Annotated in this window: 12 protein-coding genes; 8 read left to right on the top strand and 4 right to left on the bottom strand. The window is 72.0% G+C overall.

Going from position 1 to position 16,765, the window contains the following annotated elements:
• Positions 1–74: 74 nt before the first annotated feature.
• A complete protein-coding gene (locus WME76_RS31110; RefSeq protein ID WP_437285845.1) occupies positions 75–416 on the bottom strand; it encodes a hypothetical protein in 342 nt (113 codons plus the stop codon).
• Positions 417–675: 259 nt separating this feature from the next.
• Between WME76_RS31110 and WME76_RS31105 the strand changes: the two genes are divergently transcribed.
• From WME76_RS31105 to WME76_RS31095, 3 genes are all read left to right on the top strand, one after another.
• Positions 676–3,726, top strand: coding sequence for a TIGR03960 family B12-binding radical SAM protein (locus WME76_RS31105; protein ID WP_437955877.1), 3,051 nt, complete (start codon positions 676–678; stop codon positions 3,724–3,726).
• A 108-nt stretch (positions 3,727–3,834) separates the two neighbouring features.
• The gene (locus tag WME76_RS31100) at positions 3,835–4,524 is read left to right on the top strand and encodes a sensor histidine kinase (RefSeq protein WP_437955876.1); all 690 of its coding nucleotides are present in this window, start codon (positions 3,835–3,837) and stop codon (positions 4,522–4,524) included.
• Between the two features lie 108 nt (positions 4,525–4,632).
• Positions 4,633–5,460, top strand: a complete 828-nt coding sequence (locus tag WME76_RS31095) for a Uma2 family endonuclease (RefSeq protein ID WP_437962172.1) — start codon at positions 4,633–4,635, stop codon at positions 5,458–5,460.
• Positions 5,461–5,481: 21 nt separating this feature from the next.
• On the opposite strand, the gene WME76_RS31090 is transcribed toward WME76_RS31095, so the two are convergent.
• The 3 genes from WME76_RS31090 to WME76_RS31080 all read right to left on the bottom strand — a co-directional run bounded on the left by WME76_RS31090 (position 5,482) and on the right by WME76_RS31080 (position 8,767).
• The gene (locus tag WME76_RS31090) at positions 5,482–6,696 is read right to left on the bottom strand and encodes a vWA domain-containing protein (RefSeq protein WP_437955875.1); all 1,215 of its coding nucleotides are present in this window, start codon (positions 6,694–6,696) and stop codon (positions 5,482–5,484) included.
• A gap of 2 nt (positions 6,697–6,698) precedes the next feature.
• Positions 6,699–7,538: an AAA family ATPase gene (locus WME76_RS31085; protein WP_437955874.1), complete on the bottom strand. Its 840-nt coding sequence runs from the start codon at positions 7,536–7,538 to the stop codon at positions 6,699–6,701.
• 80 nt (positions 7,539–7,618) lie between these two features.
• Positions 7,619–8,767: a phospholipase D-like domain-containing protein gene (locus WME76_RS31080; RefSeq protein WP_437955873.1), complete on the bottom strand. Its 1,149-nt coding sequence runs from the start codon at positions 8,765–8,767 to the stop codon at positions 7,619–7,621.
• Positions 8,768–9,109: 342 nt separating this feature from the next.
• Here WME76_RS31080 and WME76_RS31075 point away from each other — a divergent pair, with 342 nt between their 5' ends.
• The 5 genes from WME76_RS31075 (at position 9,110) to WME76_RS31055 (ending at position 16,754) form a co-directional block, all read left to right on the top strand.
• On the top strand, positions 9,110–11,023 hold the full coding sequence (locus WME76_RS31075) for a glycoside hydrolase family 2 protein (RefSeq protein ID WP_437955872.1): 1,914 nt from the start codon (positions 9,110–9,112) through the stop codon (positions 11,021–11,023).
• Positions 11,024–11,291: 268 nt separating this feature from the next.
• Positions 11,292–12,431 (top strand): glycosyltransferase, encoded by a 1,140-nt coding sequence (locus WME76_RS31070; protein ID WP_437955871.1) that lies wholly within the window; start codon positions 11,292–11,294, stop codon positions 12,429–12,431.
• A gap of 3 nt (positions 12,432–12,434) precedes the next feature.
• Complete coding sequence (gene glf / locus WME76_RS31065) at positions 12,435–13,556, top strand: UDP-galactopyranose mutase (protein WP_437955870.1); 1,122 nt, start codon at positions 12,435–12,437, stop codon at positions 13,554–13,556.
• On the top strand, positions 13,553–15,829 hold the full coding sequence (locus WME76_RS31060) for a family 1 glycosylhydrolase (protein WP_437955869.1): 2,277 nt from the start codon (positions 13,553–13,555) through the stop codon (positions 15,827–15,829). Before glf ends, WME76_RS31060 begins: the two co-directional genes overlap by 4 nt.
• Positions 15,830–16,241: 412 nt before the next feature.
• Positions 16,242–16,754 (top strand): hypothetical protein, encoded by a 513-nt coding sequence (locus WME76_RS31055; protein ID WP_437955868.1) that lies wholly within the window; start codon positions 16,242–16,244, stop codon positions 16,752–16,754.
• The last annotated feature ends 11 nt before the right edge of the window (positions 16,755–16,765 follow it).

Below are 16,765 nucleotides of genomic sequence, written 5' to 3'. Positions count from 1 at the left end.
GGCGCAATACCATCCGCCGTGCCCTCCCGGCTCCGACGACCCCGGGACCCTGGCCTCGGCGCCCCCGTCGGCGGCTAGGCGTCGGCGTTTGTGTCAGCGGCGAGGAGAGTCTGCACCGCGTAGGGCACCGACTCGACGCCGGCGAGCTCGGCGAGCGCATAGGCGATGTGCTCGCGGCTCGCGTGCGGCGGGATGCCGACGATCGCCCACGAGCCCCCCTCGCCGCGCTGGAGGTTCTGCCCGCGCTCGACCCGGAGCGCGGCGAGCGCCGGGTAGACGGCGACGGTCATCCGCTTCGGCCGCAGGCGGTCCAGCGCGCGCATGGCGAAGGCGATCCGGTCGAACTCGCTGGGATCGCGGTACTCGACGTGCCGTTCCCGGTCGATCGCCACGTGGTGGGGGTCTCGCACGCGCACGGGGTGAGCATAGCCCACGCGGGCCGTCCTGCCGCCCCGGGCGCGCGGATCCGGGCGTCCGCCGTGCCGCGCGAGGAGTGAAGGTCGCACCGGCGCCGGTCACAGCGGCGACGCGGCCCCGCTCGCGGCGCGTCGACAGCGTCGAGCTGCCGATAAGCCTGCTTGCCAGGAGGGCCGAGGGCCCGGCGCGCGCCCGCGCCCGACAAACCCGGGGCCGTGGGTGCCGGCGCCGGCCGGCCATGCTACGCGCCCGAGCGCCATGGACAGCCTCCCCCTCCTCGCCGATCACCCGTACGCCTCCTTCCTCGATCAGGTCGAGAAGCCCGCGCGCTACGCGGGCGGCGAGGTCGGCTCGGTCGTCAAGGACTGGGCGTCGGTCGAGGCGCGCGTCTGCCTCGCGTTCCCGGACGTCTACGACATCGGGATGAGCCACCTCGGCTTCAAGATCCTCTACAAGCTCCTGAACGACGACCCGCGCACCCTGGCCGAGCGCAGCTACGCGCCCTGGGTCGACATGGAGGCCCAGCTCGTGAAGCGCGGGCTGCCGCTGGTCTCCCTCGAGTCGGCGCGCCCGCTGAGGGACTTCGACGTCGTGGGCTTCTCGCTGCAGTTCGAGCTCACCTACTCGAACATCCTCACCATGCTGCACCTCGGCGGCATCCCGCTGCGCGCGGCGGATCGCGGCGAGGACGACCCGATCGTGATCGCCGGCGGCCCGACGGCGACCCACCCCGAGCCGATCGCCCCCTTCCTCGACGCCCTCGTCATCGGCGACGGCGAGGAGAAGGCGACGGAGGTCGCCCTCACGTGGACCCGACTGAAGCGCGAGGGCGTGCCGCGGCGCGAGCGGCTGATCGCGATCGCGCGCCTCGGCGCCATCTACGTGCCCTCGCTCTACGCGACCCGGCGCGACCCCGACACCGGCTTCGAGGTCGTGGACCGCCCGCTCGTCCCCGGGATCCCGTTCCCTGTCGAGCGCGCCCTGGTCGACCTCAACCGGTACCCGTTCCCCGACGAGAGCCCGACCGGCGGCCCCGAGGCGATCTTCGACCGCATGTCGATCGAGATCGCCCGCGGCTGCACCGAGGGGTGCCGCTTCTGCCAGGCCGGCATGATCTACCGCCCCGTCCGCGAGCGCGATCCCGAGCAGATCGTCGAGACCGTGATGCGCGCGGTGCAGAAGTCCGGCCAGGACGAGGTCTCGCTCACGGCGCTGTCGACGGCCGACGTCTCGTGCATCTCGCCGCTCATCAAGAAGGTCACCGAGCGCCTCACGGCCGAGCGCATCTCGCTCGGCGTCTCGTCGCTGCGCGCCTACGGGCTCGAGCCCGATCTCCTCGACCAGCTGAAGCGCGTGCGCGCGACGGGCCTCACCTTCGCGCCCGAGGCGGGGACCCAGCGGATGCGCGACGTCGTGAACAAGAACGTCACGGAGGAGCAGCTCCTCGAGACGGCCGAGCGGGTGTTCAGCCGCGGCTGGGGCAAGATGAAGCTCTACTTCATGATCGGCCTCCCCACCGAGACCGACGAGGACGTGCGCGGCATCGTCGAGACGGGCGCCCGCGCGGCCGGCGCCGGGCGGAAGGCGGCCGGCAGGGGCAAGCCGGCCGACGTGACGGTCAGCGTCTCGACGCACGTGCCGAAGCCCCACACCCCGTTCCAGTGGGCGGCGATGGACACGCTCGCGGAGGTCGCGCGCAAGCAGCAGATCCTCCGGGACACGGTGCGGCCTTACCGCGCCGTCAAGCTGAAGACCCACGAGGCCCACGCCAGCGTCCTCGAGGGCATCTTCGCCCGCGGCGACCGCCCCCTCGCCGACGTGCTCGAGCGGGCCTGGCGCAACGGCGCCCGCTTCGACTCGTGGGACGACCAGCTCAAGCTCGCCGTGTGGGAGGAGGCGTTCGCGCACGCGGGCGTCGACCGGGCGAAGTACCTCGGCACCCTGCCGGTGACGGCGCGGCTGCCGTGGGATCACATCGACGTCGGCCTCGAGGAGGGGTTCCTCGCGCGGGAGTACAGGAAGGCGCTCCAGAACCGCCTCAGCCCGCCGTGCGGCAAGGTCGCCGGCACGTTCGTGCACCACACGAACCTCGACGACGCCCGGGCCGACACGCGCCGGCTCGTCTGTTACGACTGCGGCGTCGCCTGCGACATGACGCAGATGCGCGAGGAGCGGCTGACCTTCCTCGACCGGCTCGGCGCCCACAAGCGCGCGCTGCCGATCGTCAAGGAAGCCGCCGCGGCGCCGCCGGATGCCGCGGCGCTGGCCGATGCCGCGGCGCTGGCCGATGCCGTGCTGCCGCCCGCCGACGCCGCGCCGCCCGACGCCGCGCTGCCCGACGCCGTGGCGCCCAGCGCCCTCCCGGTCGTCGAGCCGGCGCGCGCCGGCGACGAGGAGCCTCCCCGCGTCGGCGAGGGGTCGCCCAGGCGCGCGCAGCGGACCGCGCCCGCGCCGAAGGGGCGCGGCGGCTTCCGCTACCGCTTCTGCTTCGAGAAGACCGGACCGGTGGCGCTGCTCGGCCACCTCGACGTCGTGCGCGAGCTGCCCCGCGTCCTCCGGCGCGTCGGCGCGCCGATGACCTACACCGCGGGCTTCCACCCGAAGCCGGACATGACGTTCTCCCCGGCCCTCTCGCTCGGCGTGATCAGCCTCGACGAGTACGTCGACCTCCGCCTCGAGCGCGACCTCGACCCCGCCGCCCTCGAGGCGCTCGTCGCGTCGATGACCGCCGCGAGCCCGCGCGGGCTCGTGTTCCGCGGGGCCGCGAAGCTCGGCCCGGAGGACCCCGCCGTGAGCAAGCTGATCGCCGGGGCCCGCTACGCGCTCGCGTTCGCGCGCTCCGCGATCGGCAGCGACGCCGAGGCGATCCTCGCGGCCCGCTGCGGCGCCGCCCTCTCGGCCGCGTCGCTCCCGATCCGCCGCGAGATCGACCGGCTCGCGAAGATGGTCGACGTGCGCCAGTACCTCGTGCGGGCCGAGGTCGGCGGGCCCGACGTGCTCTCGGCGCTCGCGCGCGCCGGGCTCGCCGGCGACCTCGTCGCGCTCGACGTCGAGGTCGACATCCGCGGCTCGGGAGCGGTGAAGTCGTCCGAGGTCGCCGCCGTGATCCTGGGGGAGCCCGGGGAAGCGCCGGGCGCGATCACGCCGCCGCCGCACCGCGCCGTGCGGCTCCAGCTCTTCGGCCGCGCCGCGCCGGCGGGCTCCGCCGCCGCCGAGCGCTTCTCGCTCCTCGACCTCGAGCGGGCGCGCCGCGTCAAATCTGCGCCGGAGCGCGCGGCGTCCGCGCCGCTCGCGGCCGACGCCGGGTGAGCCGAGCTGCGTATGGTCGCAGCGGGAATATCCATCGCGGGGCGGCGGCGATCGCCCGTCGAGCGCGCGGGCGATCGCCCGGAGATCGGCTACGCTGCGCTCGGCGTTATGGCAAATGAGGGTCACGAGACCGAATGCTGCGCCGCGCGCCTCGCCGCGGCGGGAGCGGTCGGCGCGAGCGTCGCCCACGAGCTGCGCAACGCCCTCGCGGTCGCCGAGTCGTCGCTCTACCTGGCGCAGCGGGACCTCGACGATCGCCCCCGCTTGCTGCGCCACCTCGACCGGGTGACGTGCGAGATCCGCAAGGCGCACGAGGTCATCGGCAGCGTCCTCGGGTTGGCGCGCGGCGAGCCGCTGCGGCGCGAGCCCGCGCCCGTGGGCAAGCTGATCGAGAGCGCCCGGCACGCGCTGGTCCTGCCCACGGCGGTCCGGTTCGAGGTCGCCGTCGCGCCGGCCGATCTCACGCTGCTGTGCGACCCCATCCTGCTCGAGCGCGTCTTCTCGAACCTCTACCTCAACGCGGTCGAGGCGCTCGACAACGCCCCCGGCGGCTCGATCGTCACGCGCGCGTGGCGCGGCGACGAGCGGACGTACCTCGAGGTCGAGGACAACGGCCCCGGCGTCCACCCGTGCGTGATCGACCGCCTCTTCGAGCCGCTCGTCACCGCCAAGGTGAAGGGGACCGGCCTCGGCCTCGCGCTGAGCCGGGTCATCATCGAGGCCCACGGCGGCGAGATCACGGCGACGGCGGGCCGCTGCCGGGGCACGGCGTTCCGCATGTGGCTCCCCAGCGCATAGCGCCCACGTGCAATCGAGATCGCCGCGCTGCCAGCGGCGCGGCAGCCCCGCGGCGCGGCGGCCCGCCAGGGCGCGCCGGCCGCGTGCTATCGTCCTCCCATGCCCTCGATGCACGCCAAGGGCCGGGCGGCGGAGCGCGGCCCGTTTCGCGTGGAGCACGTCCGCTCGGGTGACCCGTACGAGCTCTCGAACGGCCATCCCGTCCACTGCGCCCCCACCGGAGGGCGTGGCTCCGGGCCGCAGCACCTGGGCAGCTCGGTCGTGGGCTGGGACCCGGCGGTCAAGGAGGCCGGCGTGGACACGGGTTACGCCCTGGATGGGGGCACGCTCCGCGCGCCGGACGTCGCGGTGGGCAACGTCCCCGACAAGCCCGGCTGGGTGAAGGGGGTCCCGGAGCTCGCCATCGAGTACGCCGACGTGGGGCAGGACGAGGAGAAGCTCCAGGAGAAGATCGCCGACCTGCTCGCGGCCGGCACGAAGGTCCTCTGGGTGGTGCGCCTGAGCGGCCCGCGGCGGGTCGAGGTGCACGAGCCCCGCCGGCGGATGCGCGTCGTGCTCCCCGGGCAGCTCCTGAGCGCCCCGGGCATCCTGAAGAACGCGGTCCGCGTCGAGGCGCTCTACGATCGCAGCGAGGCGGAGAAGACCCTGCTGACCAACCTGCTCCAGCGGCAGGGCTACGAGGACCTCGAGGCCGTGCTCGCGGCGGGGCGCGAGGAAGGGCGCGAGGAAGGGCGCGAGGAAGGGCGCGAGGAGGGCATCCTCGAGGGCAAGCGCGGCGCGCTGAGGCGCGTCCTCGACCGGCGAGGGCTGCGGCTCACGAAGACCGCGGCGGCGAAGATCTCGTCGTGCAGGAGCGAGCGCGAGCTCGACGGCTGGCTCGATCGCGCCCTCGTCGCGTCGACGACGGCCGAGGTGTTCAAGCGCGCCGGCCGCTGACCGGGCCCGCGCCGCGCGCGCTCAGGCGCGGCCGCGACCGCGGACCAGCTCGGTGACGGCCTCCCCCAGGCCCTCGAGCGTGAGCGCGAACATCGGGAAGATGCCCTTGATCGCGTCGACCGTGGGGTGAGGGTAGGGGCCCACCCCGTCGGGGTTCAGCCACACCGCGCGGTCGAAATGGTCGCGGAGCATCATGAGCCAGGCGACGCCGGGCATCCGCGCGTCGGACTCGAACGAGGACTGCGAGCGGTCGGCCCCCCCGCCGCCGAAGCCTGACGAGCCGAGCAGCTCGTACGGCGCCATCGAGGCGTCCCCGACCATCACGAGCTTGTGGTGCTTGCCGCACTCGTGGAGGAGCTCGCGCACCGGCACAGGGTCCTGTAACCCCTCGGTTTTGTACACTTTTCCGTAGACGCAGTTGTGGAAGTAGTAGCTCCTCAGCTCCTTCCAGTGCGTCGCGCGCTTCGCCGCGCTGAAGAGCTGCGACACGAGCGCGGCGCTCGGGTCCATCGAGCCGCCCACGTCCATCATCAGGATCACGCGCGTGTTCGGCCGGCGCGGCGGCCTGGTGACGACCTCGATCTCGCCCGCGTTCCTGGCCGTCGCGTCGATGGTCGCGTCGATGTCGAGCTCGCGGTCGCCGCCCTCGCGCGCGAAGGCGCGCAGCTTGCGCAGCGCCACCTCGATCTGGCGCACGTCGAGCGTGAGATCGCTGCGGTAGGGCCGGTAGCGGCGCGCGTCGGCGTTCTGCACGGCGCCGCTCCGCCCGCCCGCGGAGCCGCCGACCTGGATGCCGCTCGGGTTGTAGCCGCCGCGGCCGAACGGCGACGTGCCGCCGGTGCCGATCCAGCGGCTGCCCCCGTCGTGGCGTTCCCGCTGCTCGCGCAGGCGCTCCTCGAACCGCCGGAGCACCTCGTCGAGGTCCAGCTCCTCGATCATCGCCTTCTCCTCCTCGGAGAGGGCGCGCATCTTGATGGGATCCCGGAGCCACGAGAGGAGCTCCTCCGCGATCGCCTTGGCCTCCACGTGCACGCCGCGGAAGTGCTCGGCGAACGCGAGGTCGAAGTCGTCGAGGTGCGCCTCGGAGTGGACCAGCATCGCCCGCGCGACGTGGTAGAAGCCGTCGAGCGAGCTGTCGTGCAGCCCCGCGGCGAGCGCCTGCGCGAGGCCGATCGCCTCCTGGGCGCCGACCGGGACCTTGCGGGCCCGGAGCTCGTAGAGGAACTCGACGAACATGGCTACGACCGGTAGCGCCTGCCGCCGGCGAGCTGGTCGGCGAGCGCGACGAGGTCCTGCTCCTTCTTGAGCAGCGCGCCGAGGAACGGCAGCGTCTTGTCGAGCTTCACCTCCTGCACGCCCGCCCGGCGCAGCACGGCGATCCAGTCGATGAGCTCGCTCGTCGAGGGCCGCTTCCGGATGCGGGCGTTCTTCCGGATCTCGTAGAAGACCTGCATCGCCTGATCGGCGAGCGCCCGATCGAGCTCGGGGTGGTGGACGCGGACGATCTCCCGCATGAGCTCCGCCTCCGGGAAATCGATGAAGTGGAAGACGCAGCGGCGCAGGAACGCGTCCGGCAGCTCCTTCTCGTTGTTGCTGGTGATGATCACGACGGGCCGCTCCCGGGCGACGATGTCGTCGCCTGTCTCGGTGATGCGGAAGCGCATCCGATCGAGCTCGTGCAGGAGATCGTTCGGGAACTCGAGGTCCGCCTTGTCGACCTCGTCGATGAGCAGCACGACGCGCCGCTCGGCGCTGAACGCCTTCCCGAGGGGGCCGAGCTTGATGTAGCGGCGGATGTCGCGGACATCGCCGTCGCCGAAGCGCGAGTCGTAGAGCCGTTGCACCGTGTCGTAGACGTAGAGCCCGTCCTGGGCCCGCGTGGTGCTCTTGACGTGCCAGGGGATGAGCTCGGCCGACAGGCTCTGCGCGATGGCCTCGGCGAGGAGCGTCTTGCCGGTGCCGGGCTCTCCCTTGACGAGGAGCGGCCGCTCCAGGACGAGCGCGCAGTTGACGGCGGCCTCGAGCGCCTCGTTGGTGAGGTAGCGTTCGGTGCCGCGGAAGCGGCGGAAATCGGACATGCCGAGACGGTAGCATCCCGCCGGCGCGCCTGGCGGTGCTCGCGCCGGCGCGTGCGCCAGGGCGACCCTGCGCGCCGGCGTCAGAGCCAGTTGCGCGCGAGGTAGGCTGTCCACGAGGCCGCCCGCTCCCACAGGGGGCGCCGGGCCCAGTGCGCGACGGTGATCTCGCGGCAATGGGCGAGGTCGTCGGCGAACATCTGCTCCATGGCGATGGCGAACCCGCGGTGCGAGACGACGGCGTTCACCTCGAGGTTCATGCGGAGCGACTGGCTGTCGAGGTTCGTGGAGCCGACGGTGGACCACGCGCCGTCGATGACCGCGGTCTTGGCGTGCAGGACGCGGCCGCGCCACTCGAACATGCGGGCGCCGGCGTCGAGGAGGTGGCCGTAGATGGTGCGCGACGCGAGCAGGACCGCGGGCACGTCGGTGGTGCCGGCGACCATGATCCTGACGTCGACGCCGCGGCGGGCCGCGGCGGTGAGCGCGTGGATGATCCGGAGCGGCGGCAGGAAGTAGGCGTTGGTGATGTAGATCCGCCGCCGGGCGCGCTCGATGGCGATCCGGTACGCGTGGCGGATGCCGTGGCGGTGCCTCCGGCGGGGGAGGTCGTTGCTGATGATCTGGACGGCGGGGTCGGGCCTGCGCCCCGTGATGCCGTAGCGCTGCTCGTCGACGGGGGGGCCGCCGGAGCGCTGCCACGCGCGCAGGAAGAAGTACTGGAGCTCCGCGGCGGCGGGGCCCTCGATGCGGAGGTGGGTGTCGCGCCAGCCGGCGCCGCCGTGCTCCGGAGCGGCGTAGTCGTCGGAGATGTTGAGGCCGCCGGTGAAGGCGACGGCGCCGTCGACGATGAGCGCCTTGCGGTGGTCGCGGCGGGCGACCTTCCCGAACGGGGCGGAGAGCTCGAAGGGGCGGAAGGCGAGGGGCCGGACGCCGGCGCGGCGCAGGCCGTCGAGGAAGGACGACGACACGGAGGAGCCCCAGGCGTCGAAGAGCAGGCTCACCTCGACGCCCGCCGCCGCCCGCTCGGCGAGCGCCTCGGCGAAGCGCTGGCCGGTGCGATCGCCCCGGAGGATGTACGTCTCGAGGCAGACGGTGCGCCGGGCGCGGGCGATGGCCTCGAGCATGGCCGGGTACGCCTGGGCGCCGTCCTTGAGGAGCGCGAGGCGATGGGCGCCGACGGCCATCTCGGCGAACGGGGGCTCGGCGGGCGCGGGATGGGGCTGGGACATGCGGCGAGGGGCCGGGCTCCTCGAGATGAGGCGGCGCGATGATAGCGCGGTCTTGAGAGCGTCGGGCAGGTCGTCGATCCGGGGGGGCCGGCCGCGGGCCTACCGTGGCGCCGAGCGGGCCGGGGGAGCGTGAGATCGAGAGAAGGGAGGCAACAGGTAATGCGGAGATTGCCTTGAACTTCGGTCGATGAGGGACAGTCGACCAGGCGGGCAACAGCCTTATTTGCGACGAGCGGGTTGGACTCGCCCAGGGCGCACGGGCATCATCCACCGCTCTGGGAGGAGCGCTGCGACTCCGGGGTTCGGTCCGGCGGCTTGCGCGGAGAGAGGACACGTCACGCGATGGCACCGAGGCGAGCGAAGGGGAAGCACGCCGTGGAGGACGAGCTGTCGAGCGCGGGCGGCCGCGAGCATGGCTATCCGAGGCCGCAGCTCCGGCGCGCGGGGTGGACGTCCCTGAACGGGACCTGGGCGTTCGCGCTCGATCCGGAGGCGAGGTGGAGGAAGCCCGGCGAGGTCGTGTGGGACCGCGTCATCGAGGTCCCGTTCTCGCCCGAGACGGAGCAGAGCGGGATCGGGGAGATGGGCTTCTGTTGCGCCTGCTTTTACCGGCGGACGTTCGAGGCGCCCGACCTCCGGGAGGGCGAGCGGCTGATCCTGCACTTCGGCGCGGTCGACTACGAGGCCACCGTCTGGGTGGAGGGGAGCCTCGTCGCGCGCCACGTCGGCGGGTACACGCCCTTCAGCGTCGATATCACCGATCACCTCGGCGCGTCCGGGCCGCAGGAGATCATCGTCCGCGCCGAGGACGACCCCGCCGACCTGGCGAAGCCGCGCGGCAAGCAGGACTGGCAGCGCGAACCGCACTCCATCTGGTATCCGCGCACGACCGGGATCTGGCAGACCGTGTGGATGGAGCGCGTCCCGAGGAGCTCGATCGCCGCGGTGCGCTGGGCGTCGAGCCTCGCCCGCTGGGAGATCGACTGCCTCGCGAGGGTCGCGGGGGCGCGGCGCGACGACCTGCGCCTCAGGGTGCGGCTCCACTACGACGACGCGCTGCTCGCCGACGACACGTACGCCGTCGTCGCCGGCGAGGTGCACCGGCGGGTCGCGCTCTCCGACCCCGGCATCGACGACTTCCGGAACCACCTCCTGTGGAGCCCCGAGTCGCCCACGCTCATCCAGGCGGAGCTCGAGCTCCTCGGCCCGGACGGCGAGGTGCTCGATCGGGTCCGGAGCTACACGGCGCTGCGCTCGATCGCGGTCCAGGGCGACCGCATCGTGCTCAACGGCAGGCCGCTCCCGCTCCGGATGGTGCTGGATCAGGGCTACTGGCCCGGGAGCGGGATGACGCCGCCGGACGATCACGCGCTCCGCCGCGACGTGGAGCTCGCGCGCGCGATGGGCTTCAACGGCGTGCGCAAGCACCAGAAGATCGAGGACCCGCGCTATCTCTACTGGGCCGATACGCTCGGCCTCCTGGTCTGGGAGGAGATGCCGAGCGCCTACCGCTTCACCGCGCAGTCGGTCGAGCGCCTCACGCGGGAGTGGATCGACGTGATCGATCGCGATTACAGCCACCCCTGCGTCATGGCGTGGGTGCCGTTCAACGAGTCCTGGGGCGTGCCGAACCTGCCGGACAACGCGCGGGAGCGCCACTGGGTCGAGGCGCTCTACCACCTCACCACGACGCTCGACGCGACCCGCCCCGTCGTCGGCAACGACGGCTGGGAGAGCGTCGCGACCGACATCATCGGGATCCACGACTACGATACAGACGCGGAGCGCATCGCGCGGCGCTACCACGCCGAGGAGGTCCGTCCCCGGCTGTTCCAGCGGGAGCGCCCCGGCGGACGCCTCCTGGTGCTCGGTGGGAAGGTCCAGACGAGCGATCTCCCGATCATCCTGTCGGAGTTCGGCGGGATCGCGCTCCGGCGGGGCATCCCGGGGAGCTGGGGCTACTCGCTCTGCGACGACGCGGGATCGTTCGCGCGGGCCTACGAGGCCTTGCTCGCGGCCGTGCGCTCGGTCGAGCTGCTCAGCGGCTTCTGTTACACGCAGTTCGCCGACACGTACCAGGAGGCGAACGGCCTTCTCCATGCGGATCGAACGCCGAAGTTCCCGCTCCAGGAGATCGCCGCCGCGACGCGCGGCCGCGTCGCCGGCCACCTGCAGCCCGACTGCCTGGGGCTCCGAGGACGCGAGGGGCCCCGGCAGGAAGGCGTCGTCGATCCCCTGGTAGAGGACGGCGGTTAGCCGACGGTAGAGGACGGCGGATGGCCGCTCCGCGGCGTCGGCCCGGCGCCAGCGCTTCCGCGCGGAGCCGACGCTCGATCTCGTCCAGCCCAGGTGCTCGCGGGCTCGATCCCCTCGTCATCACCCCGCGATCCTGCAGCGCGATCTCGCGCGAGATGCGGTGACGCCGCGTCGCGGCGCGAGCTCCCCGGCATGCTCCTTGAATAGCGCTCGTCCGGAGCCGGGGCCGGGACCCAGGTGCACACCGAGACTCGAGCGGGAGGGACCGATGAGCGCGAGATCGCTGCCAGACGTGATCTGCTTTTCGCACCTGCGTTTCAGCTTCGTGTTCCAGAGGCCGCAGCACCTGCTCACGCGCTGCGCGCAGCGACGCCGCGTCTTCTTCTTCGAGGAGCCGCTGGTCGACAGCGATCAGCCGCGCCTCGAGGAGACCGATTCCGAGCACCGAGGCGTCTGCGTCGCGACTCCGCACCTGCCCGCCGGCGCCGGGCCGTCACGGGCCTCCGCGATGCAACGTGAGCTGCTCGACGGCATGATGAAGCGTCATGGGATAACCGACCACGTGCTCTGGTATTACACGCCGATGGCGCTCTCGTTCTCTCGGCACCTCGCGCCCGCGGCGATCGTGTACGACTGCATGGACGAGCTCTCGGCCTTCGCCGGGGCGCACCCGGCGATCAAGGATCGCGAGGCCGAGCTCCTGCGCCGCGCCGACCTGGTCTTCGCCGGCGGCGCGAGCCTCTACGAGGCGAAGCGGGCGCTGCACCCGAGCGTGCACGCGCTCCCGAGCAGCGTCGACGTCGCGCACTTCGCCCGCGCGCGGGCCGCCTCCCGCGCCGAGCCCGCCGACCAGGCGGGCATCCCGCGGCCGCGCCTCGGCTTCTTCGGCGTCCTCGACGAGCGCATGGATCTCGCCCTCATCGCCGCCGTGGCCGCGCTGCGGCCAGCCTGGCAGATCGTGCTGGTGGGGCCGGTGGTCAAGATCGACCCGTCCACGCTGCCCCGCGCGCCGAACATCCACCTTCTGGGGCAGAAGCGGTACGAGGAGCTGCCCGCGTATCTCGGCGGCTGGGACGTGGCGCTCCTCCCCTTCGCCCGGAACGAGGCCACTCGGTTCATCAGCCCCACGAAGACGCCGGAGTACCTGGCCGGCGGCAAGCCCGTCGTCTCGACGTCGATCCGCGACGTGGTGCAGCCCTATGGTGAGCTCGGGCTGGTGCGCATCGCGGACGAGCCCCGCGACTTCGTGGCCGCCGTCGAGGCGGCGCTCGCCGAGGATCGCGGCCCGCTGCTCGCGCGGGCGGACGACCTCCTCGGTCAGCGCTCGTGGGACGCGACGTGGGCGACGATCGAGCGCCTCCTCGAGGGCGCGCTGGAGCGCCGCGCCCGGGCCGCGGCGGCGAGGTGAGCCATGTTCGATTACCTCATCGTCGGCGCCGGCTTCGCAGGGTGCGTGCTCGCCGAGCGGCTCGCCCGCGGGGCCGGCAAGAAGATCCTGCTCTGCGACGTGCGCATGCACATCGGCGGGAACGCGTATGACCACCACGACGCCGCGGGCGTCCTCGTGCACAGGTATGGACCGCACATCTTCCACACGAACTCGCGGGAGGTCTTCGACTACCTGTCGCAGTTCACCGAGTGGCGCCCGTACCAGCACCGCGTGCGCGCCTGGGTCGACGGGCAGCTCCTGCCGATCCCGATCAACCTCGACACGATCAACGGCCTCTACGGCCTGAGCCTGAACGCGCTGGAGGTCGAGGCCTTCCTCGCGTCGCGGGCCGAGCGGCGCGAGAGCATCCGCACGTCGGAGGACGTGATCGTCAACAAGGTGGGCAGAGAGCTCTACGAGAAGTTCTTCCGCAACTACACCCGCAAGCAGTGGGGGCTCGATCCGTCGGAGCTCGACGCCTCGGTGACGGCGCGCGTCCCCGTGCGCACCAACCGGGACGATCGCTACTTCTCCGACGCCTACCAGGCGATGCCGCTCCACGGGTTCACGCGGATGTTCGAGCGGATGGTCGACCACCCCGGCATCAAGATCCTGCTCAACACGGATTACCGCGAGGTCTGCCATGCCATCCCGCACCGCGAGGTGATCTACACGGGCCCGATCGACGCCTATTTCGATCACCGCTTCGGTAAGCTGCCCTATCGCTCGCTCGAGTTCAAGTTCGAGACGAAGGATCAAGAGGTCTACCAGGCGGCGCCTGTCATCAACTATCCGAACGAGTACAGCTACACGCGGGTCACCGAGTTCAAACACCTCACCGGCCAGTCGCACCCGAGGACGACGATCGTCTACGAGTTTCCGAAGAGCGACGGCGACCCGTACTACCCGGTGCCGCGGCCGGAGAACGCGGCGCTCTACCGCAAATACGAGGAGCTCGCCCGCTCGATCAGCGGCGTCCACTTCGCCGGCCGGCTCGGCACGTACCGTTACTACAACATGGATCAGGTCGTCGCCCAGGCCCTGACCCTCTACACGAAGCTCACGGGCGCACCGGGCTGGCGGTCCTTCGCGGAGGCGGCGTGAGCGGGGCAGCCGGGGAGGGCGGCGCTCCGGCGCTCGAGATCTGGGGTGGCGTCGAGTGCACGGTGAACCGCGTCGGCGACGCCTACCACGACCAGCTCGATCGGAACGGCCACGCGCACCGGCTCGACGACCTCGACCGCTTCGCCGAGCTCGGGATCCGGGCGCTCCGGTATCCCGTGCTCTGGGAGCGCACGGCGCCCGACGGCTGCGCGAGCTTCGCGTGGGCCGACGCGCGCCTCGGGAGGCTGCGCGAGCTCGGCGTCCGCCCGATCGTGGGCCTCGTCCATCACGGCAGCGGGCCGCCCCGGACGAGCCTCCTCGACCCGAGCTTCGTCGACGGGCTCGCGCGCTTCGCCCGCGCGGTGGCCGAGCGCTATCCGTGGGTCGAGGACTACACGCCGGTGAACGAGCCGCTCACCACGGCGCGCTTCTCCGGCCTGTACGGCCACTGGTACCCGCACGGCCAGGATGGCCGCGCCTTCCTGCGCGCGCTCCTCACGCAGTGCCGCGCGATCGCGGCGGCGATGCGCGCCGTCCGCGAGGTCAACCCGCGCGCGCGCCTGGTGCAGACCGAGGATCTCGGCAAGACGTTCAGCACGCCGCTGCTCGCCTACCAGGCGCAGCACGAGAATCACCGCAGGTGGCTCAGCCTCGACCTGCTCGTGGGGCGGGTGGACCGGGATCACCCGTTCTATCCCCAGCTCCTCGAGTGGGGCGCGTCCCCCGGCGAGCTCGAGGCGTTCGTCGCGTCGCCGTGCCCGCCGGACATCCTCGGCATCAACTACTACATCACGAGCGAGCGGCTCATCGACGAGCGTCTCGAGCGTTACCCGTCACGGTTTCACGGCGGCAACGACAGGCACGCTTACGCCGACGTCGAGGCCGTGCGCGTCGTCGCCGAGGGCGTGGGCGGGCATCTCGCGCGCCTGCTGGAGGTCTGGGAGCGCTACCGTCGTCCTGTCGCGATCACGGAGGCGCACCTGGGCGGCTCCCGCGAGGAGCAGCTCCGGTGGCTGGCCGAGGCGCACCGCGCCGCGGTGGACGCGCGCGCGGCGGGCGCGGACGTGCGCGCGGTGACGGCGTGGGCGCTGCTCGGCTCGTTCGATTGGGACAGCCTGGTCGTGCGCGATCGCGGGCGCTACGAGCCGGGCGTCTTCGACGTCCGCGGCCAGGCGCCCCGTCCGACGGCGCTCGCCGCGCTCGTCCGCGCACTCGCGCGCGGGGAGCCCTTCGATCACCCGGTGCTCTCGTCGCCGGGGTGGTGGCGCCGTCCGGAGCGCCTCCTCTATCCTCCCGTCAGCCTCGAGGAGCGCGGCGCGGCGCGGTTCGAGCCGTCCCGCGACGGCGCAGCGCGGCTCGATCCGTCCGGCGACGGGCAGACGATCGCGCCGTCGGGCCGCGCCACGGCCGGGAAGGCCGAGGCGCCGCCGGTCCTGATCACCGGCGCCACGGGCACCCTGGGAAGGGCGTTTGCGCGCCTGTGCGCGCACCGCGGGCTGCCGTGCCGCTTGCTGAGCCGCCTCGAGATGGACATCGCCGATCGCGCGTCCGTCGAGCGCGCCCTCGAGCGCCATGCGCCGTGGGCGGTCGTCAATACCGCCGGCTACGTGCGGGTCGACGACGCGGAGCTGGAGCCTCACCGCTGCGAGCGGGAGAACGCCGCCGGGCCCGCGGTGCTCGCGGCGGCGTGCCGCGAGCGCGGCGTCCGGCTCGTCACGTTCTCCTCCGATCAGGTCTTCGACGGCACCGGGACGACTCCCTATGTGGAGACCGATCCGGCGAGGCCTCTCAGCGCGTACGGTCGGAGCAAGGCTGTGGGCGAGCAGCAGGTGCTCTCGATCCTCCCGACGGCGCTGGTGGTGCGCACGGCGGCCTTCATCGATCCCTGGGACGCGTCGACGTTCGTCGCGGCCGCCCTGCGCGCGCTCCGCGATGGCCGCCCTTTCAGCGCGGCCGAGGACATGATCGTGACGCCCACCTACACGCCCGACCTCGTCAACGCGGCCCTCGACCTCCTGATCGACGGCGAGGGGGGGCTCTGGCACCTGGCGAACCGCGATGCGGTGACCTGGGCTGAGCTCGTGGCGCGGACCGCCGCGCTGGCGCGCGTGGACGCGAGGCATCTCGTCCGCTGCCCGAGCCGCGCGCTCTGCCTCGTCGCGCCGCGCCCTCGTTACAGCGCCCTGGGCAGCCGGAGAGGGCTCCTGCTCCCTGCGCTCGACGACGCGCTCGCGCGCTATCTCGTGGAGCGCGACGGTGGCGCAGCGCGATGACGAGGCCGCGCGAAGCCAGGACGATCGGCGATGGGCCACGGAGCACGATGGATGACGGATATCCCTGACTGACGCTCGGGAGAAGGCGGAGTCGTGTCCGTCACGACCTCTGTCGCGGGGCGCAGAGCCGGTGAGTTCTGTCCACGTGGTGAGCGCATGTCCAGCGCTCGTGCGGGGGAGCGACGATGAGTTCGCTTGTTTTCACGCCATCCCTTCCAGGGTCCGGGCACATCCGGACGTTTGTTATGACAGACGGCTCTCTGCTGGATTGGCGCGGTGTCTGTCGAGGGCGGCGACACGTCTGTTCGACCGGAGGAAAAGTGGAGGGGCCCGGTGGCGTTGCTTGCCCGCACCTGTGCGAGCGCCTAGCCTGGGTTGCAGACGTAACCACGGATTTGCGGAGGAAAACGCCATGATGCCGATGAGCATGCCGATGATGAGCTCGATGGGGATGATGCCTCAGATGATGGGCATGATGCCTCAGATGATGGGCATGATGCCTGGCATGGGAATGATGCCTCAGATGATGGGGATGATGCCTCAGATGATGGGGATGATGCCTCAGATGATGGGCATGATGCCTGGCATGGGCATGATGCCCCAGATGATGGGCATGATGCCTGGCATGGGGACGATGCCTCAGATGATGGGCATGATGGGCCAGATGCCGATGATGGCGCGGATGACCTGTGAGATGGATAAGGAGGGGATGGTCTGCAAGATGATGCCCATGGAGGGCATGGGCATGGACATGCTGCGCGGGCGCTGTGAAGCGATGATGAAGATGATGAGCATGGGCATGCCGATGACGCTCATGTGCGGCAGCATGCCGATGATGATGTGCATGGGCATGGGCATGGGCACCGGATCGAGCGGCACGAGCTCCATGGGCGCCGGCGCGAACGTCGCCAGCATGAACAAGTGAGCGCGCGCTCC

Origin of the sequence: Sorangium sp. So ce119 (assembly GCF_051524405.1) — a bacterium.
In the GTDB taxonomy this organism is placed as follows: Bacteria; Myxococcota_A; Polyangia; order Polyangiales; family Polyangiaceae; genus Sorangium; species Sorangium cellulosum_G.
This window is presented reverse-complemented; position numbering and strand designations above follow the sequence as displayed.